Source organism: Priestia sp. MDV22-iso46 (genome assembly GCF_058629175.1).
This window is the reverse complement of the sequence record NZ_JBZVWT010000001.1, coordinates 934,178-960,832: the sequence shown is the minus strand read 5'-3', so window position 1 is coordinate 960,832 and position 26,655 is coordinate 934,178. Positions and strand designations below refer to the sequence as shown.

At 37.9% G+C, this 26,655-nt stretch carries 24 protein-coding genes; 19 read left to right on the top strand and 5 right to left on the bottom strand.

Features of this window, described 5'->3' with window-relative positions; all coding sequences use genetic code 11:
- Positions 1-132: 132 nt before the first annotated feature.
- Positions 133-1,509 (bottom strand): M28 family peptidase, encoded by a 1,377-nt coding sequence (locus AC4NPH_RS05005; protein ID WP_491938622.1) that lies wholly within the window; start codon positions 1,507-1,509, stop codon positions 133-135.
- 325 nt (positions 1,510-1,834) lie between these two features.
- Between AC4NPH_RS05005 and AC4NPH_RS05000 the strand changes: the two genes are divergently transcribed.
- From AC4NPH_RS05000 to AC4NPH_RS04970, 7 genes are all read left to right on the top strand, one after another.
- The gene (locus tag AC4NPH_RS05000) at positions 1,835-3,127 is read left to right on the top strand and encodes an ATP-binding protein (RefSeq protein WP_013056738.1); all 1,293 of its coding nucleotides are present in this window, start codon (positions 1,835-1,837) and stop codon (positions 3,125-3,127) included.
- 94 nt (positions 3,128-3,221) lie between these two features.
- The gene (locus AC4NPH_RS04995; protein ID WP_013056739.1) at positions 3,222-3,590 is read left to right on the top strand and encodes a hypothetical protein; all 369 of its coding nucleotides are present in this window, start codon (positions 3,222-3,224) and stop codon (positions 3,588-3,590) included.
- A gap of 252 nt (positions 3,591-3,842) precedes the next feature.
- Entirely contained in the window at positions 3,843-5,237 is a 1,395-nt protein-coding gene (locus AC4NPH_RS04990) for an L-cystine transporter (RefSeq protein ID WP_013056740.1), read from the top strand.
- A 79-nt stretch (positions 5,238-5,316) separates the two neighbouring features.
- Entirely contained in the window at positions 5,317-8,298 is a 2,982-nt protein-coding gene (pulA, locus tag AC4NPH_RS04985; RefSeq protein WP_491938620.1) for a type I pullulanase, read from the top strand.
- A 128-nt stretch (positions 8,299-8,426) separates the two neighbouring features.
- Positions 8,427-9,920 carry an aldehyde dehydrogenase family protein gene (locus AC4NPH_RS04980; RefSeq protein ID WP_013082880.1) on the top strand — a complete coding sequence of 498 codons (1,494 nt, stop codon included), beginning with the start codon at positions 8,427-8,429 and terminating at the stop codon, positions 9,918-9,920.
- Between the two features lie 107 nt (positions 9,921-10,027).
- Positions 10,028-11,314, top strand: a complete 1,287-nt coding sequence (locus AC4NPH_RS04975) for a cytochrome P450 (protein WP_098196698.1) — start codon at positions 10,028-10,030, stop codon at positions 11,312-11,314.
- A gap of 119 nt (positions 11,315-11,433) precedes the next feature.
- Positions 11,434-12,093, top strand: a complete 660-nt coding sequence (locus AC4NPH_RS04970) for a serine/threonine-protein kinase (RefSeq protein ID WP_013056744.1) — start codon at positions 11,434-11,436, stop codon at positions 12,091-12,093.
- 13 nt (positions 12,094-12,106) lie between these two features.
- Here the strand turns inward: AC4NPH_RS04970 and AC4NPH_RS04965 are convergent, their stop codons facing one another.
- Positions 12,107-12,385, bottom strand: coding sequence for a hypothetical protein (locus tag AC4NPH_RS04965; RefSeq protein ID WP_029321381.1), 279 nt, complete (start codon positions 12,383-12,385; stop codon positions 12,107-12,109).
- Between the two features lie 140 nt (positions 12,386-12,525).
- Between AC4NPH_RS04965 and AC4NPH_RS04960 the strand changes: the two genes are divergently transcribed.
- From AC4NPH_RS04960 to motB, 3 genes are all read left to right on the top strand, one after another.
- A complete protein-coding gene (locus tag AC4NPH_RS04960; RefSeq protein ID WP_014460421.1) occupies positions 12,526-12,669 on the top strand; it encodes a hypothetical protein in 144 nt (47 codons plus the stop codon).
- Between the two features lie 129 nt (positions 12,670-12,798).
- Complete coding sequence (gene motA, locus AC4NPH_RS04955; protein WP_013056745.1) at positions 12,799-13,593, top strand: flagellar motor stator protein MotA; 795 nt, start codon at positions 12,799-12,801, stop codon at positions 13,591-13,593.
- Positions 13,586-14,419 carry a flagellar motor protein MotB gene (gene motB, locus AC4NPH_RS04950; protein WP_013056746.1) on the top strand — a complete coding sequence of 278 codons (834 nt, stop codon included), beginning with the start codon at positions 13,586-13,588 and terminating at the stop codon, positions 14,417-14,419. The genes motA and motB overlap by 8 nt, the downstream gene beginning before the upstream one ends.
- Positions 14,420-14,454: 35 nt before the next feature.
- Here motB and AC4NPH_RS04945 read toward each other — a convergent pair whose 3' ends face one another.
- Complete coding sequence (locus tag AC4NPH_RS04945; protein ID WP_013056747.1) at positions 14,455-14,787, bottom strand: hypothetical protein; 333 nt, start codon at positions 14,785-14,787, stop codon at positions 14,455-14,457.
- A 199-nt stretch (positions 14,788-14,986) separates the two neighbouring features.
- On the opposite strand from AC4NPH_RS04945, the gene AC4NPH_RS04940 reads away from it, so the two are divergent.
- Positions 14,987-15,940 carry an NAD(P)/FAD-dependent oxidoreductase gene (locus AC4NPH_RS04940; RefSeq protein ID WP_013056748.1) on the top strand — a complete coding sequence of 318 codons (954 nt, stop codon included), beginning with the start codon at positions 14,987-14,989 and terminating at the stop codon, positions 15,938-15,940.
- Between the two features lie 19 nt (positions 15,941-15,959).
- On the top strand, positions 15,960-16,655 hold the full coding sequence (locus tag AC4NPH_RS04935) for a YqjF family protein (RefSeq protein ID WP_013056749.1): 696 nt from the start codon (positions 15,960-15,962) through the stop codon (positions 16,653-16,655).
- Between the two features lie 3 nt (positions 16,656-16,658).
- Here AC4NPH_RS04935 and msrA read toward each other — a convergent pair whose 3' ends face one another.
- Positions 16,659-17,564, bottom strand: a complete 906-nt coding sequence (gene msrA, locus AC4NPH_RS04930) for a peptide-methionine (S)-S-oxide reductase MsrA (RefSeq protein WP_013056750.1) — start codon at positions 17,562-17,564, stop codon at positions 16,659-16,661.
- Positions 17,565-17,892: 328 nt separating this feature from the next.
- Between msrA and nhaC the strand changes: the two genes are divergently transcribed.
- Entirely contained in the window at positions 17,893-19,299 is a 1,407-nt protein-coding gene (nhaC, locus tag AC4NPH_RS04925) for a Na+/H+ antiporter NhaC (protein ID WP_029321389.1), read from the top strand.
- A gap of 177 nt (positions 19,300-19,476) precedes the next feature.
- Here the strand turns inward: nhaC and AC4NPH_RS04920 are convergent, their stop codons facing one another.
- Positions 19,477-20,130, bottom strand: a complete 654-nt coding sequence (locus AC4NPH_RS04920; protein ID WP_491938619.1) for a GntR family transcriptional regulator — start codon at positions 20,128-20,130, stop codon at positions 19,477-19,479.
- Positions 20,131-20,492: 362 nt separating this feature from the next.
- Here AC4NPH_RS04920 and AC4NPH_RS04915 point away from each other — a divergent pair, with 362 nt between their 5' ends.
- The 6 genes from AC4NPH_RS04915 to AC4NPH_RS04890 all read left to right on the top strand — a co-directional run bounded on the left by AC4NPH_RS04915 (position 20,493) and on the right by AC4NPH_RS04890 (position 26,561).
- Entirely contained in the window at positions 20,493-21,905 is a 1,413-nt protein-coding gene (locus AC4NPH_RS04915; RefSeq protein ID WP_025752074.1) for an amino acid permease, read from the top strand.
- Between the two features lie 297 nt (positions 21,906-22,202).
- Positions 22,203-23,204 carry an acyltransferase family protein gene (locus tag AC4NPH_RS04910; protein WP_491938618.1) on the top strand — a complete coding sequence of 334 codons (1,002 nt, stop codon included), beginning with the start codon at positions 22,203-22,205 and terminating at the stop codon, positions 23,202-23,204.
- Between the two features lie 25 nt (positions 23,205-23,229).
- The gene (locus tag AC4NPH_RS04905) at positions 23,230-24,105 is read left to right on the top strand and encodes a peptidylprolyl isomerase (protein ID WP_013056755.1); all 876 of its coding nucleotides are present in this window, start codon (positions 23,230-23,232) and stop codon (positions 24,103-24,105) included.
- 30 nt (positions 24,106-24,135) lie between these two features.
- The gene (locus AC4NPH_RS04900; RefSeq protein WP_014460408.1) at positions 24,136-24,294 is read left to right on the top strand and encodes a hypothetical protein; all 159 of its coding nucleotides are present in this window, start codon (positions 24,136-24,138) and stop codon (positions 24,292-24,294) included.
- Between the two features lie 175 nt (positions 24,295-24,469).
- Positions 24,470-25,144 (top strand): response regulator transcription factor, encoded by a 675-nt coding sequence (locus tag AC4NPH_RS04895; RefSeq protein WP_013056756.1) that lies wholly within the window; start codon positions 24,470-24,472, stop codon positions 25,142-25,144.
- The gene (locus tag AC4NPH_RS04890; RefSeq protein ID WP_013056757.1) at positions 25,134-26,561 is read left to right on the top strand and encodes a sensor histidine kinase; all 1,428 of its coding nucleotides are present in this window, start codon (positions 25,134-25,136) and stop codon (positions 26,559-26,561) included. Before AC4NPH_RS04895 ends, AC4NPH_RS04890 begins: the two co-directional genes overlap by 11 nt.
- The last annotated feature ends 94 nt before the right edge of the window (positions 26,562-26,655 follow it).

The window sequence follows — 26,655 nt, the reverse complement described above, 5'->3', positions numbered from 1 at the left end:
AAGCAATAAGTGAGGTTCCTCTATAATAATTGTAGCATAATGGATTTAAAACCTTGAGAAATCTGCTTATCAAAAAAAGAGATGCATAAACATCTCTTTTTTTGATCATGTATGAATAACAGGGATAGATTCTTATTTAACATCTTGCTCGTGATAAAGGTGAGGAGCTTTAAATGTTGCTTTCTTTTTAACTGAAGAACCTTGTTGGTCGGGACTGGAACGATCGTAAATAGCTGTTCCAACAATCTCAGCCACATCTTGAAGTTTTTCTTTGCTTATTTTATCAAGGGTATCTTCAGGCGTATGATACCAAGGTTCAGACGGACTGTGAATAAATAGAGCAGCCGGTATTCCTGCCTCTGCAAAAGGAACGTGATCACTGCGGCCGCCAGCTTGAAATGGCGTAGGTGATCCATTTAATCTTGTACTTGAAGCTTGAGCTAATTCTGTGACAAGATTTGGTGTTCCATCAGCTGTATTCATCACCAAATCTCCCGCATCTCGACTTCCTACCATGTCTAAATTAAACATTCCAACAATACGATTTTTCTCATCTTCAGATAGCTCACTAACATAATGCTCGGATCCTAGTAAGCCTACTTCTTCAGCTCCGAATGTAACAAATCGCAGTTCTGTATCAGTAGGAAGAGTTTTAAATACGCGAGCTAATTCAAGCACCATTGCTGTTCCAGAAGCATCGTCGTTTGCCCCAGGCGCTCCGGCCACAGAATCATGATGAGCACCTACTACAATAATATCATTTGTTCCTTTTTTCTTAAAAGTAGAAGGTTTAGTAGCGGTTACATTATAAGATGTTCGCTCACTTACGACAGCTCCTTCAATTTTTACTATACCTGAAGGCTTTTCGCCTTTTTGAATAGAAGTAAGAATCTTTTCACCTTCTTCTTTGGTAACAGCAAGAGACGGAATGTAGTTATCATTAGCGCCGCCAAGCGTTCCGTTTAGCTCACCGTCTGTATTATTAAAAATAATGACGGCTGCAGCCCCTTTTTCAGCAGCATTTAATACTTTTTCACCAAAAGTAATAGTGCCTCGCTGAACTAATACAATTTTACCTGTCACATCTTTGTTTGCTAAATTATCTTTTGTACCCAGCCCTCCATCTACAATTTCAGCGGTGACATTTCCATTGGTGCTATAAGTAAAAGTTGTTGGAGAGTAGCTCGTACCGTTTACGCTTAGTGAAAAACTAGCTGCTGGTGTGTAACCGGTAAAGGTAAAAGGCTCTACTGCGCTCTCATAGCCTAGTTTAGACAAACGCTTTTGAACAAATGTAGCAGCTTCGCGTTCAGCTTCAGTTCCTGCCACACGAGGTTTTTTTGAGAGATACGCAATGTCTTGATAAATTTTCTCAGCATTGATTTTTTTTAATACTTTTTGTTCAGAACTTTGATGGTGAGAAGTATTTGCAGAAGTAGAAGCTTGTACACTTGTAAAAGATAAAGTCAAACTTGTTGCTACAGCCAAAGAAATCACGGTTTTTTTCATTAAAATCCCCCTAAATTTATCGATGTAGTTGGTACTAATCGAATTTACAATATTAAGAAAATACAAAAAAGAGTATTATTACCTAAATGTTCCAGGGTATTCCGTATCTAAATTCCTATTTTGATAGAGAAAATAATTCAAATAAAATGAAAATGCGGAAACAAATAAAGAGGATAAAAGAAACTGTGTCAAAAGTAATAAAAAAAGGTATTAGATAAGAATAAAAAAATAAGGTAAACTAGTTTAAAAGCAAGAAGAATGTTCAGAACTTAATTGATGAGACATAGAGAGTATTCACGTAAAAAACAAAGGCTGGTGGGAAATATTGATAAAAAATAGGGAGGGTGTACGAAAAGCAGCGGCGGTAGCGGGTCTTCTGCTTGTAGGGGCGTACATCGTCTTTCAAACAATGGCATTTTTTAAAGGAGCATATGCTCTTAGCAGTTTGATAAAAGATAGTTTACTAGTGGGCGTAACGGCTGGCACGTTTTATTTACTTCATAAGCGTTCGGTTCATACCCAGGTGTCTGATGAACAGTATCAGCTTGCTACATTAATAAATTCAATGCCAGATTTTATTTGTTTTAAAGATGGAGCTGGCAAATGGGTGGCGGTGAATGATTTTGGAAGAGAACTTTATCATTTAAAGGGTATTGATTACAGGGGTAAAACCGATGCAGAACTTGGGGAGCTTGTGCCTTTCTTTCAAGCGGCTTTCTTACACTGTATTTCATCGGATGAAGAAGCTTGGAGAAAAAAGGAAAAGGTACGCACGGAAGAAGCATTTGAAATACCAAACGGCGAGGTCAAAACATTTGATGTTATTAAAATACCTGTGTTTTTTGATGATGGCTCAAGAAAAGCTCTTATCACGATTGGACGAGATATTACTCAGCAAAAGCTTGCAGAAGCGCTTCTGATAAAAAAGGAAAAGCTTTCTGTAGTAGGCGAATTAGCTGCTGGAATTGCTCATGAAATTAGAAATCCGCTTACGAGTATTAAAGGGTTTGTTCAGCTCATGAAAGAAACAGACCGATCCGCAATAGGGTATGCTAACATCATGCTTGATGAGCTGGAACGAATTAATGGTATTGTCAGTGAAATGCTCCTTTTGTCAAAACCTGAAAGTGAACATTTTCGCGTGTTTTCTCTTACAGAAGCGGTTAAGTATGTAATGAGTTTAACTTCCCATGAAGCTTTATTGAAAAACATTGACTTCTTATACGATGAACAAACAAATAACGCTAGTGTGTATGGAAATAAAAATCACCTTATTCAAGTATTACTTAATGTTTTTAAAAACGCAATTGAAGCCATGGATAGGCCTGGAAATATTTACATTACAATCAAAACAGCGCAGGATAACCATATTTTTATAGAAGTTAGAGATGAAGGAGTAGGAATTTCTAAAGACCGTCTAGAACATATAGGAGAACCGTTTTTTACTTTAAAAGAAAAAGGAATGGGGCTTGGATTAACAATCAGCTCCAAAATTATTCATGATCATCACGGTACCCTGCAGATTGAGAGTGAACAGAACAAAGGGACGATTGTTAAAATCCGACTGCCTCTGTATGTCGAAGATACGGCGGTTTTGCAAGCAAATGAAATGTTGTAAACGAAAAGTAATGAAAACGTCATCCATTTCTTATTGCTAAACGCAGCCGTACATGATGTAATAAAAGAAACGAACATGTCAGGAAGGTAGCAAAATGAGACGTGCAGATCAAAAAATTATATTACCGTATACACCGGAAAATTTAAGAATGCTATTGCTTCAAGTATGTGACGGGGAAAATCCGTTTTCCCATCAAGACCTTGCGTATTGGTGTGATAAATATACTCTCCATTATTATGAGTATGAAGCGGATGAAACGCAGTGGATGAATGATATGCAGCAGACAGATAATAGACAAGATCTAGCTAAATCCTATGCCATTGCTAAAGATATTGGCTGGCAGTGGTACTTTTATATGGCTAGAGGGACGACGCTATCTGATATTCAATATGTCGAGCTTCACGAACTAGAATTACCGAGACATTTGTTTGTAAAATGGCTAAATGAATTATATGAAATGTAATCCTATATATGAATCGTGGTACATCCGGTGTGATGAAAGAAGGACCATCTCTGGTAACGGAGCAAAAGACCACTGAAGTACATACAAGCGTAAAATAGAAAGCTAAGGAAAATCCTTAGCTTTTTTGCTTTATCAAAATTATTCAAAAAAACTGTCTTTAGGAAAAAACATAAAACCTAGTTGACTTATTGGTATTGTTATATTATAAGTAATAGAGACATAATTTATGGAAAAATTACAGGGGGAACATCTATGAATAACTTATTAGTCATTCTAAACATCTTCATTATGCTCGCATTGCTTGCGGGGCTGTTTATGATGCAGAAAAAACATGTATCATTTTCAAAGCGTGTGTTTACAGCGCTTGGACTAGGGATTATTTTTGGCTTTGCTCTTCAGTGGGTGTATGGTCCGACTCATGAAGTAACGATGACGACCGCCGATTGGTTTAGCATTGTAGGAAGCGGATATGTTAAGTTTCTTCAAATGATTGTTATGCCGCTTGTATTTGTATCGATTGTAGCGGCATTCACTCGCTTAAAATTGACGAGCAATATTGGAAAGATTAGTAGTTTAATTATTGGGATTTTGCTTGTCACAACAGCGATAGCAGCTGCAATTGGTATTTTTACAACAACGAGCTTTAATTTAGAATCTGTCCAAATCACAAAAGGGGAAGCGGAACTTCAGCGCGGAGAGGACTTAGAAAACAATTTATCTAGTTTAGAAGCAAAAACAATCCCGCAGCAAGTAGTAGAATTATTACCTGCTAACCCGTTTCTTGATTTAACAGGCGCACGTTCAACTTCCACGATTGGCGTTGTCATCTTTGCGGCATTTGTTGGAATTGCGTATTTAGGCGTGAAGCGTAAAAAAGCTGAGGAAGCGGCGTTATTTTCAAAAATTATTGATACGCTTTATGCAATCGTAATGCGTGTAGTGACGCTAATTCTTCGTTTAACTCCTTATGGGGTACTTGCAATTATGACCAAAACAGTAGCAACGAGTGATATTGATGCAATTGTTAAACTTGGAAAATTTGTTGTAGCATCCTATGTCGCATTGGCAGCTATGTTTATTGTTCACTTAGTTATTCTAACAATCATCGGTGTAAATCCGATCACATATGTTAAGAAAGTATTTCCTGTATTGGCTTTTGCCTTTACTTCCCGTACAAGTGCTGGAGCATTACCTTTGAATGTTAATACACAAACAAGACAGTTAGGGGTTCCAGAAGGAATTGCAAATTTCGCAGGTTCATTTGGTCTTACAATTGGTCAAAATGGATGCGCTGGAATATATCCAGCTATGTTAGCCGTTATGATTGCACCAACGGTAGGTATTGATCCCTTAACGCCTTCATTTATTTTCACGTTGATTGCCATTGTAGCAATTAGTTCGTTTGGCGTAGCAGGCGTTGGCGGAGGAGCGACATTTGCGGCTTTACTTGTATTATCTTCTATGAATTTACCAGTAGCGCTAGCAGGTTTATTAATTTCAGTAGAGCCATTAATTGATATGGGGCGTACGGCGCTTAATGTAAGTGGAAGTATGACAGCCGGAGTCGTCACTAGTAAATTAACAAAAGAGCTAGATACAAGCGTATACAACGATCAAACCATTTCACCTGAAACAGCAGAAGTGTAAAAGAGATACGTCATCCATAGTTAACATTGTTAACTATGGATTTTTTTTCTTCATTCACATAAAATAGGAAAAAATACTTATGATAACGCTTTCAAAAAAGGTTATAGTGAAAAATGTGTACGTACTCTATTTTACGGGAGGGTTTTCATTGAAACGTAGTTGGACTAAATATGCAATGGTACTGACGGCTTTGCTCTTACTAGTAAGCTCTTTTTTTAGCCTGTTTATGCAATCGTTTGCATCTGCGGCAGACGCAACAAAAATCACGATTCACTATCAGTCTGCTCCAAATGATAAAAAGGAATGGGGATTATGGGTTTTTCCTGAAGGAGGAGAAGGGAAGCCTTACGCATTTACAGGAGAAGACCAGTTTGGAAAAGTAGCGGAAGTTGAATTACCCGGTACTTATGACAAAGTAGGTTTTATTGTTCTAACAGAGTCGTGGGAAAAAGATGGAGGAGACCGCTTCGTTTCAGTGGAGAACGGTGAAGGAGAAGTATGGGTGAAAAGTGGAGATGAACATACATATACGTCTCCTCCTGACGGTGAATACCGAGATTTACCGAAGTTTGATAAAGTAAACGTTACCTTAAATTATCATCGGTACGACGGAGATTACAGCGGGTGGAACATTTGGACATGGCCAGGTGATGAAAAAGAAGGCAAGCAAATCGAATTTACGGAAGACACGAATTTTGGGAAGAGAGCGACTTACGCCATTAACAGTGGAAGCGGTAATTTATTTGACAAAATTGGTTTTATTGTACGCCATTCTACTAGTGACAGCGATTGGGAAAATAAAGACGGAGGGGACCGCTTTATTACCAAGGTTGGTAAAGATGGGAATGTAGAAGTATGGATTGTTCAAGGACAAAATCGAATTTATTATGATAGAGCTGGAGTAGATATCACTCGGAAAATCACGAAAGCGACTATGGATACATTTAATCAAATCACCTTAGAAACAAACGTGCCGTTTGACTCTTCTAAGAGTGTAGGAGACATTGAAATTGACGGAGCTCAAATTGAGAAAGTGACACCTTATAAAGAGGGAGGAGACGCTGCTACTACTAAAGTTAAAATTATAACAAAACAGCCTTTGGACGTTACAAAAACGTATAGAGTTAAGCAAAAAGGCTACGGCTCAGCTGATGTAGTCAATGGAAATGTCGTTCGCACGAAAGAATTTGACGAAAAGTATGCATATAGCGGAAACGATTTAGGAAACACGTATTCTAAGAAACAAACAAATTTTCGCGTATGGGCTCCAACCGCAAGTGAAGCCAAGCTAGTGACTTATTCGTCATGGAACTCCAAAGCTGTAAAAGAAATTTCTATGACCAAAAGTGAAAAAGGAACGTGGAAAGCGGAATTAAAAGGAAATCAAGATGAACTAATTTATACGTACAAAGTAAAAATTGGGAACAGCTGGAGCGAAGCGGTTGATCCATATGTACGAGCAACAACGGTGAATGGAGATCGCGGAGTTGTCGTAGATTTGGCTAAGACAAATCCGAGAAAGTGGAGTACAAATAAGCCGAAATTTAAAAATCCAGAAGATGCGATTATTTATGAACTGCACGTACGAGATTTATCGTCTCAAAAAGAGAGCGGTATCAAAAATAAAGGAAAATATTTAGGCGTAGCGGAGTGGAATACGAAAGGACCAAATGGCGTAAAAACAGGACTCAGTCATATTAAAGATTTAGGTGTGACGCACGTTCAGTTCCTGCCTATTTACGATTATCGTACGGTGGATGAAACGAAATTAAACGAGCCGCAGTTTAACTGGGGATATGATCCAAAAAATTACAACGTCCCAGAAGGTTCCTATTCAACAAACCCATATAATCCTAAGACGAGAATTATTGAGCTCAAACAAATGATTCAAACGCTTCATGATAAGCAGCTTCGTATGATAATGGACGTTGTTTATAATCATGTGTATGCAGTGAGTGAGCATAGCTTTGATAAACTAGTTCCAGGCTACTACTTCCGTTATAAAGAAGATGGAACTCTATCCAACGGAACAGGTGTTGGAAACGACACGGCGTCTGAACGGAAAATGGTTCGGAAGTTTATTGTAGATTCTGTTGCGTATTGGGCAAAAGAGTACCACATTGACGGGTTTCGATTTGATTTAATGGGGATTCACGATACAAAGACAATGAATGAAGTGAGAAAGAAGTTAGATGAAATTGATCCTTCTATTATCGTCTTAGGAGAAGGCTGGGATCTAGAAACCGAGCTTGATGCTAAGCTAAAAGCTAATCAGAAAAACGCTCAGGATATGAAGCGCATCGCTCACTTTAATGACGGTATGCGAGATGGTCTTAAAGGCAGCGTATTTTTTGATCGTGACAACGGATTTGTCAATGGAAAACAGGGTCAAGAAAAGCTCATACAGCAAAGTATAGCAGCTGGAATTGATTATGATCATTCAACTGCCACGTATGAAGACCCAGATCAAGTTGTGACGTATGTAGAAGCACACGATAACCATACATTATGGGATAAACTTCAGCTGACGAACCCTGCTGAAACCGAACAAACGAAAAAGCAAATGCATAAGCTTGCTTCTTCTATTATTTTAACATCTCAAGGAATGAACTTTATACATGCAGGTCAAGAGTTTATGAGAACAAAAGGCGGAGATCATAATAGCTATCAGTCACCCGATTCTGTCAATCAGCTAGATTGGAAGCGCCGAGCAGCTTTCAGCCAAGAAGTAGATTATATGAAGGGACTTATTGCGCTTCGAAAGCAATATTCCTCATTTAGAATGACGAGTGCACAGGCTATTCATCAAAATTTACGCTTTGTTGATGCATCAGCAAACGTAGTAGGCTATACGTTAAATGCTAAAGCCAATAAAGATAAAGCAAACGAAATAATGGTGATTCATAATGCAAATAAACAAGCTCAAACGGTTCATCTACCTTCTAACAGAACGTGGAGATTACTTGTTGACGGCGAGCAGGCAGGAACAAAAACGCTCCGTACGGTGAAGGGAAATACAGTAAACGTTTCGCCTCTTTCGACATTTGTGCTAGTAAGATAAATTTTAGATAACTAGAATATATGTAGAAAAATTCAGAATATTTCATGCGAAATTGTTGATTTTACTAGATAACATGGTAAAATATTCATTGTTAGCGTTTTCAAAATTCGTGGGGAGGTATGTATTTGATGCAAAATCTTGGAGCGAAAAAAGTTGAAATGAGTCCGAAAGTAGTGGAGTTTTTAAAAGGAGTTAAACAGCTATACATTAACGGCGAATGGGTAGACTCTGTTTCAGGAAAAACGTTTGAAACAGTAAATCCAGCAACGGGTGAAAAGTTGGCAGATGTAGCTGAAGCAAATCCAGAGGATATTGATCGTGCCGTCAGAGCGGCTAGAGAAGCCTTTGATCATGGACCTTGGACAAAGATGTCAGCAGCTGAAAGAAGTCGACTTATTTATAAATTAGCTGATTTAATGGAAACACATCAATTGGAGCTTGCGCAGCTTGAAACGCTTGATAACGGAAAACCAATTCGTGAAACATCAAATGCAGACATTCCATTAGCAATTGAACATTTCCGCTACTTTGCTGGGTGGTCAACTAAAATGGTTGGACAAACTATTCCTGTGCAAGGAGCGTATTTTAACTATACAAGATATGAACCAGTAGGGGTTGTTGGCCAAATTATTCCGTGGAACTTTCCACTTTTAATGGCCGCTTGGAAGCTCGGAGCCGCTTTGGCAACTGGATGTACAATTGTGCTCAAGCCAGCAGAGCAAACGCCGCTTTCTGCACTTTACTTAGCTCGACTAGCCGATGAAGCAGGGTTCCCAAAAGGCGTGCTAAACATTGTGCCAGGCTACGGGAAAACAGCAGGTGAACCGCTCGTTCATCATGATCTTGTCGATAAAATTGCTTTTACAGGATCTACTGCTGTCGGAAAAGCAATTATGAAGCAAGCTAGCGACTCCTTAAAGCGTGTGACGTTAGAGCTTGGAGGTAAATCACCAAACATTATCCTCCCGGATGCAGACTTAACAAAAGCAGTGCCTGGTGCGCTTTCAGGTATTATGTTTAATCAAGGACAAGTATGTTGTGCTGGAAGTCGTCTGTATGTCCAAAAAAGCTTATATGATAATGTCGTAGCTGATTTAGTTTCTCAAACGAAATCTATTAAACAAGGAAATGGATTAGCAGATGAGACGACAATGGGTCCGCTTGTATCTGCGCAGCAGCAAAAACGAGTGAAAACCTATATTGATAAAGGAATTGAAGAAGGAGCGGAAGTACTCGCAGGAGGAAACATTCCATTTGATCAAGGCTATTTCGTAGAACCGACTATCTTTGCAGATGTCGATCATTCGATGACGATTGCTCGTGAAGAAATCTTCGGTCCGGTTGTAGCTGCTATGCCGTTTGACGATCTTGATGATTTGATTGCCAAAGCAAATGATACAGCATATGGTCTAGCAGCGGGCGTCTGGACACAGGATTTAAAGAAAGCACACTATATTGCTCATGGTATTAAAGCGGGCACAGTTTGGGTGAACTGTTACAACGTATTTGATGCAGCAAGCCCGTTTGGAGGTTATAAACAGTCGGGAATTGGTCGTGAAATGGGAAGCTATGCGCTTGATAATTACACTGAAGTGAAAAGCGTATGGATCAATATGGAATAATAAGTAAGATTTTTTGTGAAAATCAATAGCATATCTTTGTGTGAAAAAGAGTAGTCTTTAGTGGACTACTCTTTTATTTGTTTAAGTCCCGCATTTTTAGAAAAGGAGTGATAACATTGCCGGTTATACAGGGCCCCTCGTCGTATAAGCTTACCGGTCACCTGCAAAAGTTTAGAGAGAACCCACTGGGTTTTTTGGAAAACTTGACTCAGTATGGAGAAATTGCAACATTTAGAGTTGCGCACAAACGCTTTTATGTAACGAGAGACCCTCAACTTATTAAAGATGTAGTCATTACAAACAGCAAGGCGTTTCAAAAAATTAAACTAACGCACATGTTTAAAACACTGCTAGGCGAAGAAATGTTATGGACAGATGAAGCATTATACATGAGCCCCATTCAACCCTCACAACTTAAACAACATCTAACTTATAATAAGGAAGTAATCGCAAAAATAATTGAAAAGCATACGGAAACGTGGGAAGAAGGGCAGCTTCGAAAGATAGTAAAAGACATAAGACAGATAGTCGTAGCTGTACTCCTTCAACTTGTATTTGGCATTTCGATTCAGGATAAAGATAAAATTCACTATGTTCAAGCGCTTATGAGAAAAAAAGAAAAGTTAGGCAAAATTTATATTCGTCTACCTTTGCACCAGCCTGACTCAGATGAGCAGCTAGAACAACTCCTTTTTGAACGTGTTCAAATGCGTGTTCAAAACAAAACCGAAGGAAATGATTTACTGGAGTATATATTGAATTCTTGCGGAGAAGAAATCGATGAAAGAGAAATATACGAACAGCTAAAATCTATATTCCTTTCGATGTATGAAATGATTACGCACGTATGCAGCTGGTCTATTCATTTACTGTCTCAAAATACTAGGGAGCATCTTCAGCTGCATAAAGAAATTCAAGCCTATGCTAGCGGCGAATCACTTTCAACCAAAAACCTGACCTATATGCGTAAAATAATTGCTGAAAGCATGAGGTTGTATCCGCCTCTTTGGCTATTTGGGCGTCAAGCACGTGAAGATATACAAATAGATGGCTATAGTATTAAAAAAGGGGAGATTATGTTAATTAGCCCTTATATGATGCATCGCCATGAAGACTATTTTTTAGAGCCAAGTGAATTTTTACCTGACCGTTTCGAAAAAGGAGGGTCCATTGATGTCCCAAGCTATATGTATATGCCGCTTGGGATTGAGCATCAAGCGGAAAGGGGCATGGACTATATCACTGAAATAGTAACCATTTTTATGTCAGAAATGACAAAGCGCTTTTTATTTCAGCTGACTAAGCCCGAATCTATTGCTCCGATGGCGGGCGTAATGCTGAATATGAAAGAAGAACTGAATGTGAATGTTCACAAAGTTCACACGCAGTCTTGAATGAATGGGAATACTTTCCCTCTTTATATCAGGCTGTCAATTTATTGACACATCCTGCATTGAGATTTATCATAGGGTAATATTTGATAGAGATTACTGAAGGATTTTTAGAGGGGACTATGGATAAAATAATTAAACAGTTGGTGTCGCTAGTTGAAACATCATTACTAACGCAAGTTACGATTCAAAGTGAAAGTGACTATGATCCAGTTGAAGTTACGAACAAAACAAAAGAGTGGGTACTTATTGGTAAAGGAAACTATGCCGGTGTGTTTACGCACGAAAATTATCCTGAATTTGTCGTGAAAGTATACGGAAGAGAAATTTATGGTGTAAAAAAAGAAGCGCAAGTGTATAGAAAGCTGGGCGTTCACCCAGCTTATTCTCAACTTTTTCATGAGGGAAAGACGTACTTGATTTTAAAAAGGCTTACAGGCGTTACACTGTATGATGCCGTCCAGCGGGGCATAAAGATTCCAGAACAAGTCATAAAAGATGTGAATAAAGCTTTGGACTATGCAAGAAGCCAGGGTTTAAACCCATATGATGTGCATGGTAAAAATGTCATGATGAAAGATGGACGAGGGTATGTGGTGGATATCTCTGACTTTTATAAAGAAGGTATTGATAAAAAATGGACAGACCTTGTAAAAGCTTATTACACCTTTTATCCGTTTATTGATAAGTACCATATCCGCTTGCCGTACCCGCTTTTAAACGTTATCAGAAAAGCATATCGTCTATATCGTAGAATCAAATCAAAAAGGAGTTTCCGCTAAAGGAAACTCCTTTTTAAGATGAAATACAGCGCAATACATGCTGCTGCTCAAAAGTTGGTTTTAATTTGAATAGAATGGTTTGTAGTATTTCAGATTGATAGACAAATTTTAGCGTATGTTTAAGGGAAAGAGGATGTAAGAAAGAACGTATTCTTTTATTAGCATAACGTATCACCTGTTCTTCATAAAATAAAGTACGTGCGGAGATTTTAGCGTGAATGTCTTTTGTTAGTTCGATTGTAAACTGGATAATCATTAAATCAGTGTCTTTACAGTATTTTTCTAGTAGCATGATATCACCTCCATTTTGTCAACTCATTTACATAATCTTAATATAAAATTTACAAATGTCAATAAAAGACGGAAAAATAAATGGTAAGACTGTTCTTTTTATATGTCGGATAAACAAGAACGTGATAGAGGTGAGTAAAGTTGAACATTAACGTCGGATTTGCAATTTTAGCTGATATTGATAATAAGATGACGGCTGCTATTTATGTGGAAAATCAAATTGTAGCGATTATAGCTGGACCTTCAGATATTCTTTATGAAAAGTTAAAAAAAGTGTTTTTATAATAGAGAAAAGCTGTAATTGTAAATATGATTCATAAAAAGCTTAAAAATTCTATGAAATAGTCGAAATAAAAGATGAGGATAAAATACACAAAAAGAAAGAACAGGAAGTTAAGGATAGGAGAATTACATATGGATAAAACATCTTTTATTGGACTGATTTTAGGAATAGCCTCTCTTATTGTAGGCATGTTTTTCAAAGGGGTTAATCCATCTGTGTTAGGAAATCCGGCTGCTATTTTAATTATTATTGTCGGAACCGTCGGAGCAGTAGTGATTGCATTTCCTTCAAATGAAATCAAGAGAGTCCCAAAACTGTTTGGTGTCCTGTTTAAAGAACAAAAAATGCTGCAGCCCGTTGATTTAGTATCCATGTTTTCTGAATGGGGACAAGTTGTTCGAAAAGAAGGGTTACTATCACTTGAAGCCCAAATTATTGATGTAGATGACCCTTTCTTAAAAAATGGTTTGAATTTAGCTATTGATGGTCAAAGTGCGGATTATATACGAGACGTGTTGTCTGAAGAAATTGATGCTATGGAAGAAAGACATCAAACGGGTGCAAGTATTTTCGCTTTAGCAGGTACATATGCTCCAACTCTGGGTGTACTTGGAGCTGTTATAGGGTTAATTGCTGCGCTTGGGAACATGGAAGATACAGATACGCTAGGACATGCGATCAGCGCGGCGTTTGTTGCTACGCTTCTTGGTATTTTTACTGGGTATGTACTATGGCATCCGTTTGCAAATAAACTAAAGCGTAAATCGAAACATGAAGTAAAGGTAAAGTATATGATGATCGAAGGAGTGCTTTCACTTTTAGAAGGAGAAACACCAAAAGTAATTGAGCAAAAGCTGGCTTCTTATTTGCCAACAGCGGAACGTAAAAAGCTTCTTCAAGAAAGTGAAGTGGGCATAAATGAGTAGACGCAGAAAACGAAAGCATGAAGAGGACCATGTTGACGAAAGCTGGCTGCTTCCTTACTCAGATTTGCTTACACTTTTACTTGCTTTATTCATTGTATTGTTTGCAATGAGCTCAGTGGATGCGCAGAAATTTAAGAACCTTTCTCGCGCATTTAATGAAGCGTTCGTTGGAGGAACGGGCGTGATGGAATTTCAATCTCTGCAGGAATCTGAAGAAGCGGTTCAGCCTTCAAATACTCCTGCAGCTAAAAGTACGGAAAAAACAAATGAAGTGGAGACAGCCCCCAATCAGTCTCCTGCTTCTTCACAATCGTTGACGAGCGAACAAAAGGAGCAAACCATTCGAGAAGCTGATCAAGAAGAGCTTCAGCAAATTCAATCTAAAATTAATGCGTATATTAAAAAGAAAAACTTAACAAATCAATTACAGACTTCGCTAACCGAGGAAGGTCTCTTAATTTCCATTCGAGACAATGTATTGTTTGATTCGGGAAGAGCACAAGTTCGGAGTGAAGATACAAAAATCGCAAATGATATTTCAGAGCTTTTGGTGATTGATCCTCCTCGTAATATTATTATTAGCGGTCACACCGATAACGTACCTATTCGCAACGCTGGTTTTGAATCCAACTGGGAGTTAAGCGTGATGAGAGCAGTTAACTTTATGAAAGTTATCTTAAAAAACGATAAGCTTAATCCAAGCATGTTCAGTGCAAAAGGATTTGGAGAGTTCAAACCGGTGACATCTAACAATACAGCAGAGGGACAAGCGAAAAATAGGAGGGTTGAAATATTGATTACTCCTCGTACAATTAAACAGCCGTAAAAGCAGTCCTGCTTTTACGGCTGTTTTTCTATGTGTTATAAAGCTAAGAGTCTTCTCTTTTCAAAGTTTCCTCGTACTAACTTGAGATCCATTCCATCTAAAATCAAGTCAATGAGAGCGCCTTTAAAGACATCCGCTGTTTTTTTCTTATCATTGGACTGCAAATATTGCACGCGATACCACTTGTCTTCAACTTGAAAGTACATAAACCGTCCGTGCGTAAAATCAATCCAAAACTTTGTAGGTTGTCCATTGAGATTTTTATAAACATATCCCCAGCTTCGTCCTTGGTGAGCGTCCTTCATTTTAGGGCGAGCTGTATTAAATACTTCGTAATATACTTTGTGCTTAATATCATAGAGCATCATGTGACAGTCCTCCTATCTATAGACGTGCTAGCAGGTAAAGATATATTTGTATACAACAAGTATACTCAGCTGAATGGAATCGTAGACTATTTTTTTGGGACAAGCAGAAACGCAGTTAAATGAAAAAGACAGTTTAAATTAGCTCAATCATTCCGCTTTTTTTATACTGTAAGTAAATGCGTTAAATAAGGAGGAAAAAATGAGACGAGTAGGAATAGTAGGTGCTGGAATGACTGGCCTTACAGCAGCGGCTGAATTAAAAAAAGAAGGAATAGAGGTCTTTCTTCTTGATAAGGGTAAAAGTGTAGGGGGACGAATGGCTACTCGAAGAGTAGGAGATGGAAAAGCAGATCACGGAGCTCAATTTTTTACAGTGAGATCCGATGAATTTCAACAAGACGTAAATAAATGGATAGCTGATAGAAAGGTTAAGAAGTGGTTTGGTGACCATCACCCTCGGTATCAAAGTATGAATGGCATGAATGCGCTAGCTAAATATTTAGCTGAAGATCTACGCGTATACGTGAATCGAAAAGTTCAAGCCATTGATTTTCAAAACGGAAGGTATCAGCTGTATACAGAAGAAAATGAGATTTTTGAAGCGACTGATATCATTCTTACACCTCCGTCTCCTCAGGTTATTGAGGTACTTAATAATAGTAAGCTGCAAACGGACCAATCAATTCTTAATACACTGAAATTTAGTCCCTGCTTGGTTGCTATCGTGGAGCTTTACACAGAGATGCTGTATGGTGATCATGGTCAAATCACGAATCCTTCTAGCACAATCCAAAGAATCGTTAATCATGAGCAAAAAGGAATATCAAAGACGCCCATTCTTAGCATATATATGAATAAAGACTGGTCAGAAAAACATTTTGATGAACATGAACATGAGCTGCTGCGGGCGATAAAAAATGAAATAAAAGAATGGATAGGTGCAAATCATATTAAAAGCATTCAGTTAAAGAAATGGCGCTATGCAGAGGTTGAACAAGTTCTTCATCAGCCCTTTGCTAAAATTATGCCGTCGCTACTGGTGGCAGGAGATGCTTTTTTAAGAAGGGAAGACGAAACAAATCACTCACGGTTAGAGAGCGCATATTTGTCAGGGAAATCGGCAGCCGCTGAATTAATGGGAAAGAACATCTAGAAAAAGGAGGGACCAAGAAGTGAAAAATAATTGGATAATGAAACAAACGTGGAAAGATTTACTGTTTATTCATTGGCCTGTAGATCCGACATTTTTGGCTTCTTTATTGCCTAGTCAGTTAGAGCCTGACACCTATGATGGTCAAGGATGGATTGCACTTGTGCCTTTTACGATGACAGACATTCGATTCAAAGGAACGCCCGCAGTTCCCATCTTTTCACGGCTATATGAGCTGAATGTGCGTACATATGTTACATATAAAGGGGAAAAAGGCGTTTATTTTTTTAGTTTAGACGCAAGCAATCCGCTAGGGGTATGGATTGCTCGTCAGTTTTTTCATTTGCCTTATTACCACGCTACTATGACATTCAACAAAACTCAGAACCATATTTCTTTTCAGTCAGTTCGAACGCACAGAGACTCAAAAAAAGAGCGAGTAAAGCTTACATATAGAGGTATTTCTCCGTCCTATCGCAGTAGAAAAGGAGAATTAGCTCATTGGCTTACAGAGCGCTACTGCTTATTTACCACTCATCAAGGAAATGTCTACAGAGGAGACCTTTATCATGATCCTTGGGAGCTGCAAAAAGGGGAGTGTGAAATAAGAGATGATTCTATTACTCCGCCTTTTTTGCGTCCCGCGGACAATCGCGATTTAATTGTGCACTATGCAAATCAAGTCACGGCTTATTTTTATCCTTTTAAAAAAGTATAAGTATCAAAACAAAATTAAAAAGTCTTCATACCCTTCTTCTTTAAGCTTCTCTGTTGGAATGAAGCGCAAAGCCGCGGAATTTACTTGATAGTATTCGCTGTTTTCTTCGGTTAATAGTAAACCCAAATAGTTATTTCCTTCTTTGCTTTTTAGTGCTGTTTCATGCTGCATCGGAACTTTTTTTATATTTCCGTATAAAATAGGGCGTTTAAAAACCGGCCACCCTGTATGGGAAGGGAGTTGATCTGACGTTTTAAACAGTGCTTCTCCCGTTAGAAGATCAACGTAAATTCCTTGTTTTTTGTTATTCCAATATAAATTTGTAAAAGGAGGTTCGGTTCCGTTTTCCTGCGTAACAAAATATTGCATGGGCGTTAGGACCTTTTTTAGATAGGAGCGGTCCTTTGGCCAATGCTGTGCCAGAAAATCAGTTCGCCCCGAGCCTTCTTTGTATAATTTATAGTGAAATGTGTTTTTTCGATAATAATCCTGCTGCTGCTCTTCTGCTTCATAAAAAAAAGAAAAAGGTAAAATAGGTGTGACGATAGGATGCTTAAAGCGTCCGCTTTGGGCTAGCTTTTTTTTAGAATCGAAAGCCGCTTCTTTTTGTTTTTCATTGTGATAAAAAATAATGGCTCGATATGCCGGTCCGCGGTCTGAAAACTGTCCGCCAGAATCCGTAGGGTCAATTTGCTGCCAATACAGGTTAAGCAGTTCTTCAAACATAATATGAGAAGGATCCCATACAATTTGTACTGCTTCTACGTATTCGCTTTCCTGTTTAGCTTCAGAAGTGATTTGTTCATCTTTAGCGTAGCCCGAGCGGATACTGCTGATTCCTGGAAGCTGATCAAAAGGAGCGACCATGCACCAAAAGCATCCTCCCGCAAATGTTGCATATTCTTTCACGTTACTTACCTCTTTTCGTTGAATGAAATAAATAAAAATATATTTATGTATTAAAATGTATAAATAAACAGAAAGCGCTTTATAACTAGTCTTGTAAGAAAGCACGCTCTTGTGGTATTATGACCACTGGATAAAAGAAAAATGGCTTATTGTTTACACGAGTATCCTTATTTTATGTTCTTAAAAAGATGCAGTTTATTGTTTAAGCATTCAAAGAAGTACATAGGTTCAAGCAGTAAGAGGAACAATTAAAGAATAGAATAAGGACGTTTTACTCTTAAACGATACCACATTCCAGAATCTACATACCAGTTTAGGAGGAGCTAGTTTGAACACAACCCGTTTACCAGCTATGTGGGAAATAATGATTGTGCTTGCTTTATTTTTAGCAGTTGTTATTTCATTTGCAACTGTTTTTGATTTACCTATTCAGCTCGCTTTATTTATTTCATGGTTTATTGTTATGGCGCTAGGAGTACGACTTGGGTATACGTATAATCAGCTGCAAGGGGCCATTACAAGAGGAATATCAAACGGCTTAGAAGCTATTTTAATTTTATTAGCCGTCGGTACGTTAATTGGAACATGGATTGCCGGAGGAGTTGTTCCTTCTCTTATTTATTTTGGATTAGAGTTTATTAATCCAACATTCTTTTTACTTGCTACACTTATCATTTGCTCTATTACCTCGATTTCAACAGGAACATCTTGGGGAACGGTTGGTACAGCTGGAATCGCGATGATGGGAATCGGACAAGGCTTAGGCATGCCGCTCGCTTTAGTAGCTGGAGCTGTGATTTCAGGAGCTTATTTTGGAGACAAGCTTTCTCCTCTTTCTGACAGTACCATTTTATCTGCGTCAATGGCTCGAGTGAACGTTATTGATCACGTAAAAGCAATGTTAGTGTTGGATATTCCTGCTTACCTCATTACGGCAGTATTATTTACGGTAACAGGATTTATGTATGGAGGAAAAGATTTTGATGCTGGACGGGTAGAAGGATTAAAATCTTCGCTGTTGGATACATTCCATATCAGCGGGTGGATGCTGATTCCGGCTTTGGCTGTCATTGTCCTTTTAGCATTCAAGAAACCTTCTCTTCCAGCAATTGCGATTGGCTCATTATTAGGAATTATATGGGCAGTTGTCTTTCAACATATGGATGTGGCGAGCGCATTTAATACGGCTTATGAAGGGTTTAAAATTAATACCGACAACACATTTTTAAGTGAGCTGTTAAATCGTGGCGGAATTTTAAGCATGGTCGGTTCCATTATTGTCATTATTTTTGGACTAGGCTTTGGCGGGTTATTAGATGAGCTCGGCGTCTTAGAAGTCCTGTTATCTAAATTCGAAAAAATTCTTGTCAATTCAGGAAACGTTACGGCTTCTACTATTTTCGTTGGGTTATTAGGGAATATATTTGGTTGTGCAATGTATGTTTCATTAATTTTAACACCGAAAATTATGGAGAAAAGTTATGACAAGTTAAGAATACAGCGTCTAGTGCTTGCCCGTAACTCGGAAGTAGGGGGAACCTTAACTTCAGGGATGGTTCCGTGGACGGACAACGGTGTATTTCTAGCTACAACGCTTGGGATTTCTACATTCGCTTATCTGCCGTTTATGTGGCTAAGCTTTGTCTCTATTATTTTGGCGATTATTTACGGATATACAGGGAAATTCATTTGGTACGTAACCGAAGAAAAACAGCGTTCTTCTATAGCGAAATAAAAGAGGCTGAGACAACAGTATGTTAGTTGAAAGAAGATCCGAACGATGAATTGAGATTCTTGATGGAGAATCAACTTCGTTCGGATTTTTTTATTGGTATGATAAACGTAGGTTTCATGTATTTCGTTGCTTCTAGCTGTTGATTGGATTGATTTAGTTATGTCTCGAGCTCTTTGATCAAATCATTTCTGGATATTCGATGTTCCAGTGGACATTTTGAAGGTAAAGCTGAACATCCGCCTTTTTTTTCTGCTTCAGAAGTTTTAGAATATGGCGGTGATGCTCATTCATCACATGTAAAATGGCGTATAGCTCTTTATTGTCATTGCTAAAGTACGTTTGTCTGATGAATCCGTCTTGCAAAGACATAAGCTGTTCTTTTAAGGTCACATTACCGCATCGGTTCAAATATACTCGATGAAAATACGTTTGATATTTTTGATAATCCTGATAATTTTCTAATTCAATCGAAACATCGATTTTTTTAATAAGCTCATCCATCTTCGTAAAATCTTCTTCCGTTAAGTGATCAATCGACAGCGCAGCTGCAAGACCATCTAAAGCACCGACGATTTCAAATACTTCTAGTTTTTTTGGTGTGTCAATTTCCTTTACAGTAAACCCTCTGCGCGGTCTGTATTCTAATAGATTGTTTGAAGCCAGTTTAATAAGCGCTTCTCTCACAGGCGTTCGGCTGACATTCAGCTGAGAACAAATACTGGCTTCATTTATTTTGTCGTTAGGCAGCAGTGTACCGTCTTGAATTTGACTTGCTATGTAGTTATATACATGATCTTTTAATGAATGATAAATCATAGGCCCCTTGTTCATTGTTTCCCCCTAAAATAAATATCGCATCAGCCGTTCTTTCTCTTCATGTCATGGTGATGAAAAAGTATAAAAATAGCATGAAAGAACGTACAGGTGTAAAAATAATCATATCATATCACTTCATTTAATCTTAGTTAGAATATAAAAAATAGAATTATTGAAATATTTTTTACTATTCATTGTTGTAAAAAATCTGAAAAATGATATAATCGTAAAAAGATTTAAGAAGTGTATATTGTATACAATATACAAAATTCGTACATATCGAAGAAATAGAGCCTACTCCTGCAGAGAAGAGACTATAGAGAATATGTAAATAAACCAAGTTTTTTGATGGGTTTACTACAAAAAGGAGGTACATAATGGGAGAGAATACAACATCTATGAATCAGTTACAAAGAAAAATGAAAAGCCGTCATTTATTTATGATTTCTCTTGGTGGTGTTATCGGTACGGGGCTGTTTCTTAATTCAGGCTACACAATTAATGCAGCAGGTCCTGGGGGAACACTCCTTGCTTATTTAATCGGTGGATTAATTATGTATTTAGTCATGATATGTCTAGGGGAACTAAGCGTAGCAATGCCTGTGTCAGGATCATTTCAAGTATACGCTACGAAGTTTATCGGGCCGGGAACTGGTTTTGCGGTTGGCTGGCTCTACTGGCTGACTTGGGTGGTATCTGTCGGTTCGGAGTTTACAGCGTCTGGATTGCTTATGCAAAGATGGTTTCCTGACGTTTCGGTTTGGATATGGAGCGCGCTGTTTGCCCTTTTATTATTTGGTTTAAATGCAACATCTGTACGTTTTTTCGGCGAAACAGAATTTTGGTTTTCAAGTATTAAAGTATTAACGATTATTGTATTTATTATTTTAGGCGCAGCAGCGATGTTTGGATTCATTCCTCTTAGCGGTCATGAAAAAGCGCCGATGCTTTCTCATTTTACAGGAGAGGGCGGTTTATTTCCAAATGGACTTATGCCTGTATTAATTACGATGGTTTCTGTTAGCTTTGCTTTTTCGGGAACAGAATTAATTGGTATTACGGCGGGGGAAACAGAGGATCCGGAAAAGAACATACCTCGCGCAATTAAAAATATCATTTGGCGTACGTTCTTCTTTTTTATTGGCGCCATGTTTGTACTATCTGGATTGATTTCATGGAAACAAGCAGGAGTGTTAGAAAGTCCTTTTGTAACGGTATTCGATCAAATAGGTATTCCTTACGCAGCAGATATCATGAACTTGGTTATTTTAACAGCTTTATTATCAAACGCTAATGCAGGATTATACGCATGTTCGAGAATGCTATGGTCATTATCTGATCAAAAAATGGTCAGCACTTGGTTAGGGAAAGTAACGTCTAAAGGAGTTCCATTTAATTCGTTACTTATCAGCATGGGAGTGGCATGTCTGTCCTTGCTGTCAAGCGTAGTTGCACCAACAACTGTTTACTTAGTATTAGTTTCTATTTCTGGATTTGCGGTTGTAGCTGTATGGATGGCTATTGCGGCTTCTCACTTTATGTTCAGAAGACGCTATATTAAAGAAGGGAATGATGTATCGAAGCTTGTTTACAAAGCTCCTTTATATCCTATTGTACCTATTTTAGCGTTTGTTTTATGCTTTGCTGCTTGTGTAGGACTGGCTTTTGATGAGAGTCAGCGTATCGCATTATACTGCGGTATCCCATTTGTCCTTTTTTGTTACTTGTTTTATTATTTGAAAAATAAAAAAGGAAACAGAAAAAACGAAAGTCAGCCTATAGCAAAATAAAAAGCAGAAGACCTAGGTCTTCTGCTTTTTTTTGCATACAAAAACACCCTATCCATCCGTACTGGTTAAGTGTCCCGCAACAAGCGAAATTGAATTGGATAGGGTGCGTATCTATATAGTAGAGAAAGAGGCGCCATTTGTCAAACTTATTTAGCCGCGCCTTATTTAAAAATAGAAATAAGCAAGGTTTTCACTGTTTTTTCATTTTCACTATGTATAGTAAGGAATGTAAAGAAAAGATATTCGCAGCAGCACGTCGTACAGATCCGTAGAACGCGAAAGAAAGGAGGAGGTCAAATGGCTAAGCGGGATGCGTATTTTGATAATGTAAAATTTATCTTAATTGTATTAGTAGTGTTTGGCCATTTGTTAACTCCCTTCATCAATGATGAACAGTGGCTACGAACGCTCTACATATTTATTTACACCTTTCATATGCCAGCGTTTATTTTAATAAGCGGCTATTTTGCAAAGGGATACCGAAAAAAAGGATATATGTGGAAGATGGCGAAGAAAGTATTACTTCCTTATATTATTTTTCAACTTATCTATGCGGTATACGACTATAAACTGTATGATGAATCCACATTCGAAGTTTCAGTGTTTCAGCCAGCTTGGTCGCTATGGTTTTTGTTGAGTTTATTTTGTTGGAACGCGATGTTGTTCATTTTTACAAAAATCAAATATCCTTTAGCCGTTGCGGCAGTTTTAGGAATTATGATTGGCTTATGTGAACCGCTGGAAACAACGTTAAGCCTTTCTAGAACCTTTGTGTTCTTTCCCTTCTTCTTAGCAGGATTTTATATGAAAAAAAAACATTTTAAAAAGTTGAAGTCTGTTTCTTGCAAAAAAGTAGCTGGAGGCACTTTGCTGATTATTGCTCTATGGATTCAGTATATAGCACCGGATTTTGAGAAAGAGTGGTTATTTGGTTCAAAATCTTATGCCTCTTTAGGTGTAAATCAATTAGAGGGAATGACCATTCGTACGCTATTTTATAGCATCAGCTTAGCAATGACGATTTCCTTTCTAGCTTTGATCCCTACACAAACGATGTCCTTTACATCTCGAGGTACTCAAACCTTTTATGTATATCTGCTACATGGGTTTCTGATTAAATATATCCGCCTATCTTCTTTTGGAGACTGGATAGAAAGTGTACAAGGATACAGTATTCTTCTAATTGGAGCTTGTGGAGTGGCGTGGTTGTTGTCGAGTAAATACGTATCTACTATTGCAAGACCTTTAATTGAGCTTAAACCGTTACCAAGGCGCAAAAGTTTAAGTTTAGGTAAGTAATGAGAAATGGAAAAGGAGTTTAACGATGTCTAAAAACAAAATAATTATAATTATTGCAGCCGTTGTGATTATTGCTGCAGTAGCTATTGGTGCCGTAGCAATGAATAAATCAAAGGTGGTTGCTACCGTTGGTGATGAAAAAATCACAAAAGATCAGCTGTACGATGCTCTTCTTGCTCAAGGAGGATCAAGTGTCCTTGATTCACTGATTGAACAAAAAGTTATTTCAAAAGAAGCAGCTAAACAAAATATTAAAGTAACCGATAAAGAAATTAATGCTGAATTAGAAAACCTTAAAAGTCAGTACGGGGGAGAAGATGCATTAAATCAAGCATTAGCATCTAGCGGTGTAAAATTGTCAGAGCTGAAAAAAGATTTAAAGACGAATATTGAAGCAAAAAAAATGGTCGAGTCGACTATTAATATTAAAGATAGTGAAATGAAATCGTACTTTAATCAAAATAAAGATTCACTAGCTACAGAAGCACAGGTGAAAGCTAGTCATATCTTAGTAGCAGACGAAAAAACAGCGAAAGAAGTAAAGGCAAAGCTTGATAAAGGAGAAGATTTTGCGAAGTTAGCAAAAGAATACTCAACAGATACAGCTTCTAAATCAAATGGCGGAGACCTTGGATATTTCAAAAAAGGTGATATGGTCGAAGCTTTTGCCAACAAAGCATTTTCAATGAAGGTAAATGAAGTAAGTGATCCAGTTAAAACAGAATACGGTTATCACATTATTAAAGTAACAGGCAAAAAAGAAGCGCAAAAAGCAACATATGAAAATAGTAAAGCAAAAATCAAGCAAACGCTGCTTGATCAAAAATACCAAACAGAGTATCCAACATGGTTACAAAAGCTAAAGAAAAAGTATGATATTACAAACAAACTTGATTCATAAATAATACCTTAACGAAATGAGGGGATGGATATGAAACAAACAGCGTCTTATAGTAAGTTAGAAAAAATCGTCGAGCAATTGAAGCACAGAGGTGTACGAGCTGAGATATGCCGGCGTGTTGTAAAGGTCACAGAAACTGTTAATGGATCAAATCCTTCATATTCAAATCAAATCGTTAGGCATTCATAAAGAGTACAAAAGACGCAAACTGCTGAACAGCAGTTTACGCCCCTGCTGAGTATAGCTAAGGGAATTTAAAATGAAAAGAGATCAGTAGAGGCAGCTTGTTTCTGCTGATTCTTTTTGTATAATAAAGTAAACAAAAGGATGCAGCGAAATGTATCGAAGGAAGGAGTTACGCGGAATGAATGTACTGCTAGCAGAAGATGATTTGCAGCTAGGTGAATTAGTTAGTTATATGCTAAAGAAAAAAGGAGGCTATAACGTCGAATGGGTGACGGAAGGGAATGATGCATATGATTATGCATCTGAAGCGCATTATGATGTGTTAATTCTTGACTGGATGATGCCCAATGGCGACGGAATCGATGTATGTAAACGTCTAAGAAAAGAAGGATACGCCGGAGCTATTCTTATGTTAACAGCAAAAGATGCGGTTCAAGATCGTATACAAGGCTTAGATGCGGGAGCGGATGATTACGTTATTAAGCCATTTGAAATTGACGAGCTGCTTGCAAGGCTTCGTGCTTTGTCTCGTCGTAATTATGCACCGATTTTAGAAGAAGAAGTAGAGATTGCCAGCATGATATTAAAAAGAGCAAGTCAAACCGTACAGTTTGACGAGGAGTTTATTCAATTAAGTCCTCGTGAATTTCAACTCCTAGATTTTTTAGTGAAAAACAAAGGACAAGTTCTTTCTCGAGATATTATTTTAGACCGGGTATGGGGATATGAATCAGATGTTTCCATTAAAACGATTGATGCGACGGTTAAACTTTTGCGAAAAAAACTAGAGAAATTTAACAAACAGGATCTTATTCAAAGCATTCGCGGAGTAGGCTACAAAATTGAAAGCTAAACTCCTTACAAGAGCTAAACAGAAAGTAAAACAAAAAGTAAAGCAAGATTTATTCAGCCAGACGCAAAATCGTTTAACATTCCGATATAGCGCATTACTAATGCTGTTTTTGCTATTATTCGTGTTTATTGTTTATGCATTGGTATATGTGGTTGTATCCAATAGTCAGCAGCAAAACTTAAATAGCATGCTAAAGCAAGAGTCCCGAATTGTCCAAAGCATCTTAATTAAACAAGCGATAAACAGCTCCAATCAACAGTCAAAAGAAGAGTACAAAAACATTGTCGTAGCTGGTGAAGATCAATTTTTTTATTATGTAATCAGTCCTGAAGGGGACCTTATTATGGGAAACGAAGCGAGCGAGCGGCTTCGCTCTAACTTATTAGATTTAATTGATGGGTGGATCCCTATTGAAAATGAAGTGAGGAAAGAACGAATAAAAGCCCCGCGTCCTAGTTTCGAACACATTGAAGGAGTAAAAGGGCAAAACGGGGAAGGCAAAATAGATATTGATTTGATGATGGCGGGTGAACCTATTTTTTATAAAGGTCAATTTTTAGGGATGCTTTATATTGGAAAAGACGTTTCATTTCTTTATCAGCTGTTAAAGTGGCTCCTTATTATTATGTTAAGCCTTACCGTACTGTTTGTAGGAGTAGCCATTTATATTAGCCGCTTAATGTCAAAACGGGCTATGGTTCCAATTGAAACAGCTTTCCAAAAGCAAAAAGAGTTTGTGGCGGATGCATCCCATGAGTTAAGAACGCCGCTTAGCGTTATGCTTTCTTCTATCAACGCTTTAGAAATGCAGGAGGAAGTAACAGAAGATCCTTTTTCTAAAAAATTAATCAATAATATGAAAGCTGAAGTGAAGCGCATGACGAGTCTCGTCAGTGATTTGCTTACGCTTGCACGCTCAGACTCTAATAAAGTAGAAAAAGCAATGATGCCCTTTGATATTACAGACGCGGTGCAAAAGGTAATGGAATCCGTTGAAACCCTAGCGATTTCTAAACATATTGATTTGCAGCTGGATACGCCGGAAAAATTAGTAGTAACTGGAGATCAAGAGCGTCTAACTCAGCTGATTTACATTTTGTTAGACAATGCGATTAAATATACGACTCCTCATGGAAGTGTAAACATTCAAGTAGTTCAGCATGGAAGTGAATGTATATTAAAAGTACGTGATACGGGCGTTGGGATCCATCCAGATGAAAAGGATCGGATTTTTGACCGCTTTTATCGTGCTGACAAATCGCGATCTCGTCAAATGGGAGGTCATGGGCTAGGCTTAGCAATCGCTAAATGGATCGTAGAAACACATAAAGGGAAAATTGACGTAGAAAGTGAACAAGAAAAAGGAAGTACATTTACAGTAAGGTTGCCAATGTCACAAAAAGTGAAAAAGAGTTAAAAGAGACTGTGAAAAAATTAGTTGAAAGAAGATTCGAACGAGTTGATTCTTAATGGGGAATCAAACTCGTTCGGTTTTTTTATGTTTAGGGTGA

What these genes read in the sequence shown, in the direction of transcription:
- AC4NPH_RS05005 (WP_491938622.1), bottom strand. Translation starts at nt 1,509, where the DNA reads ATGAAAAAAACCGTGATTTCTTTGGCTGTAGCAACAAGTTTGACTTTA.
- AC4NPH_RS04995 (WP_013056739.1), top strand. Translation starts at nt 3,222, where the DNA reads ATGAGACGTGCAGATCAAAAAATTATATTACCGTATACACCGGAAAAT.
- AC4NPH_RS04990 (WP_013056740.1), top strand. Translation starts at nt 3,843, where the DNA reads ATGAATAACTTATTAGTCATTCTAAACATCTTCATTATGCTCGCATTG.
- pulA (WP_491938620.1), top strand. Translation starts at nt 5,317, where the DNA reads ATGATAACGCTTTCAAAAAAGGTTATAGTGAAAAATGTGTACGTACTC.
- AC4NPH_RS04980 (WP_013082880.1), top strand. Translation starts at nt 8,427, where the DNA reads ATGCAAAATCTTGGAGCGAAAAAAGTTGAAATGAGTCCGAAAGTAGTG.
- AC4NPH_RS04970 (WP_013056744.1), top strand. Translation starts at nt 11,434, where the DNA reads ATGGATAAAATAATTAAACAGTTGGTGTCGCTAGTTGAAACATCATTA.
- AC4NPH_RS04965 (WP_029321381.1), bottom strand. Translation starts at nt 12,385, where the DNA reads ATGCTACTAGAAAAATACTGTAAAGACACTGATTTAATGATTATCCAG.
- motA (WP_013056745.1), top strand. Translation starts at nt 12,799, where the DNA reads ATGGATAAAACATCTTTTATTGGACTGATTTTAGGAATAGCCTCTCTT.
- motB (WP_013056746.1), top strand. Translation starts at nt 13,586, where the DNA reads ATGAGTAGACGCAGAAAACGAAAGCATGAAGAGGACCATGTTGACGAA.
- AC4NPH_RS04945 (WP_013056747.1), bottom strand. Translation starts at nt 14,787, where the DNA reads ATGATGCTCTATGATATTAAGCACAAAGTATATTACGAAGTATTTAAT.
- AC4NPH_RS04940 (WP_013056748.1), top strand. Translation starts at nt 14,987, where the DNA reads ATGAGACGAGTAGGAATAGTAGGTGCTGGAATGACTGGCCTTACAGCA.
- AC4NPH_RS04920 (WP_491938619.1), bottom strand. Translation starts at nt 20,130, where the DNA reads ATGAACAAGGGGCCTATGATTTATCATTCATTAAAAGATCATGTATAT.
- AC4NPH_RS04915 (WP_025752074.1), top strand. Translation starts at nt 20,493, where the DNA reads ATGGGAGAGAATACAACATCTATGAATCAGTTACAAAGAAAAATGAAA.
- AC4NPH_RS04910 (WP_491938618.1), top strand. Translation starts at nt 22,203, where the DNA reads ATGGCTAAGCGGGATGCGTATTTTGATAATGTAAAATTTATCTTAATT.
- AC4NPH_RS04905 (WP_013056755.1), top strand. Translation starts at nt 23,230, where the DNA reads ATGTCTAAAAACAAAATAATTATAATTATTGCAGCCGTTGTGATTATT.
- AC4NPH_RS04900 (WP_014460408.1), top strand. Translation starts at nt 24,136, where the DNA reads ATGAAACAAACAGCGTCTTATAGTAAGTTAGAAAAAATCGTCGAGCAA.
- AC4NPH_RS04895 (WP_013056756.1), top strand. Translation starts at nt 24,470, where the DNA reads ATGAATGTACTGCTAGCAGAAGATGATTTGCAGCTAGGTGAATTAGTT.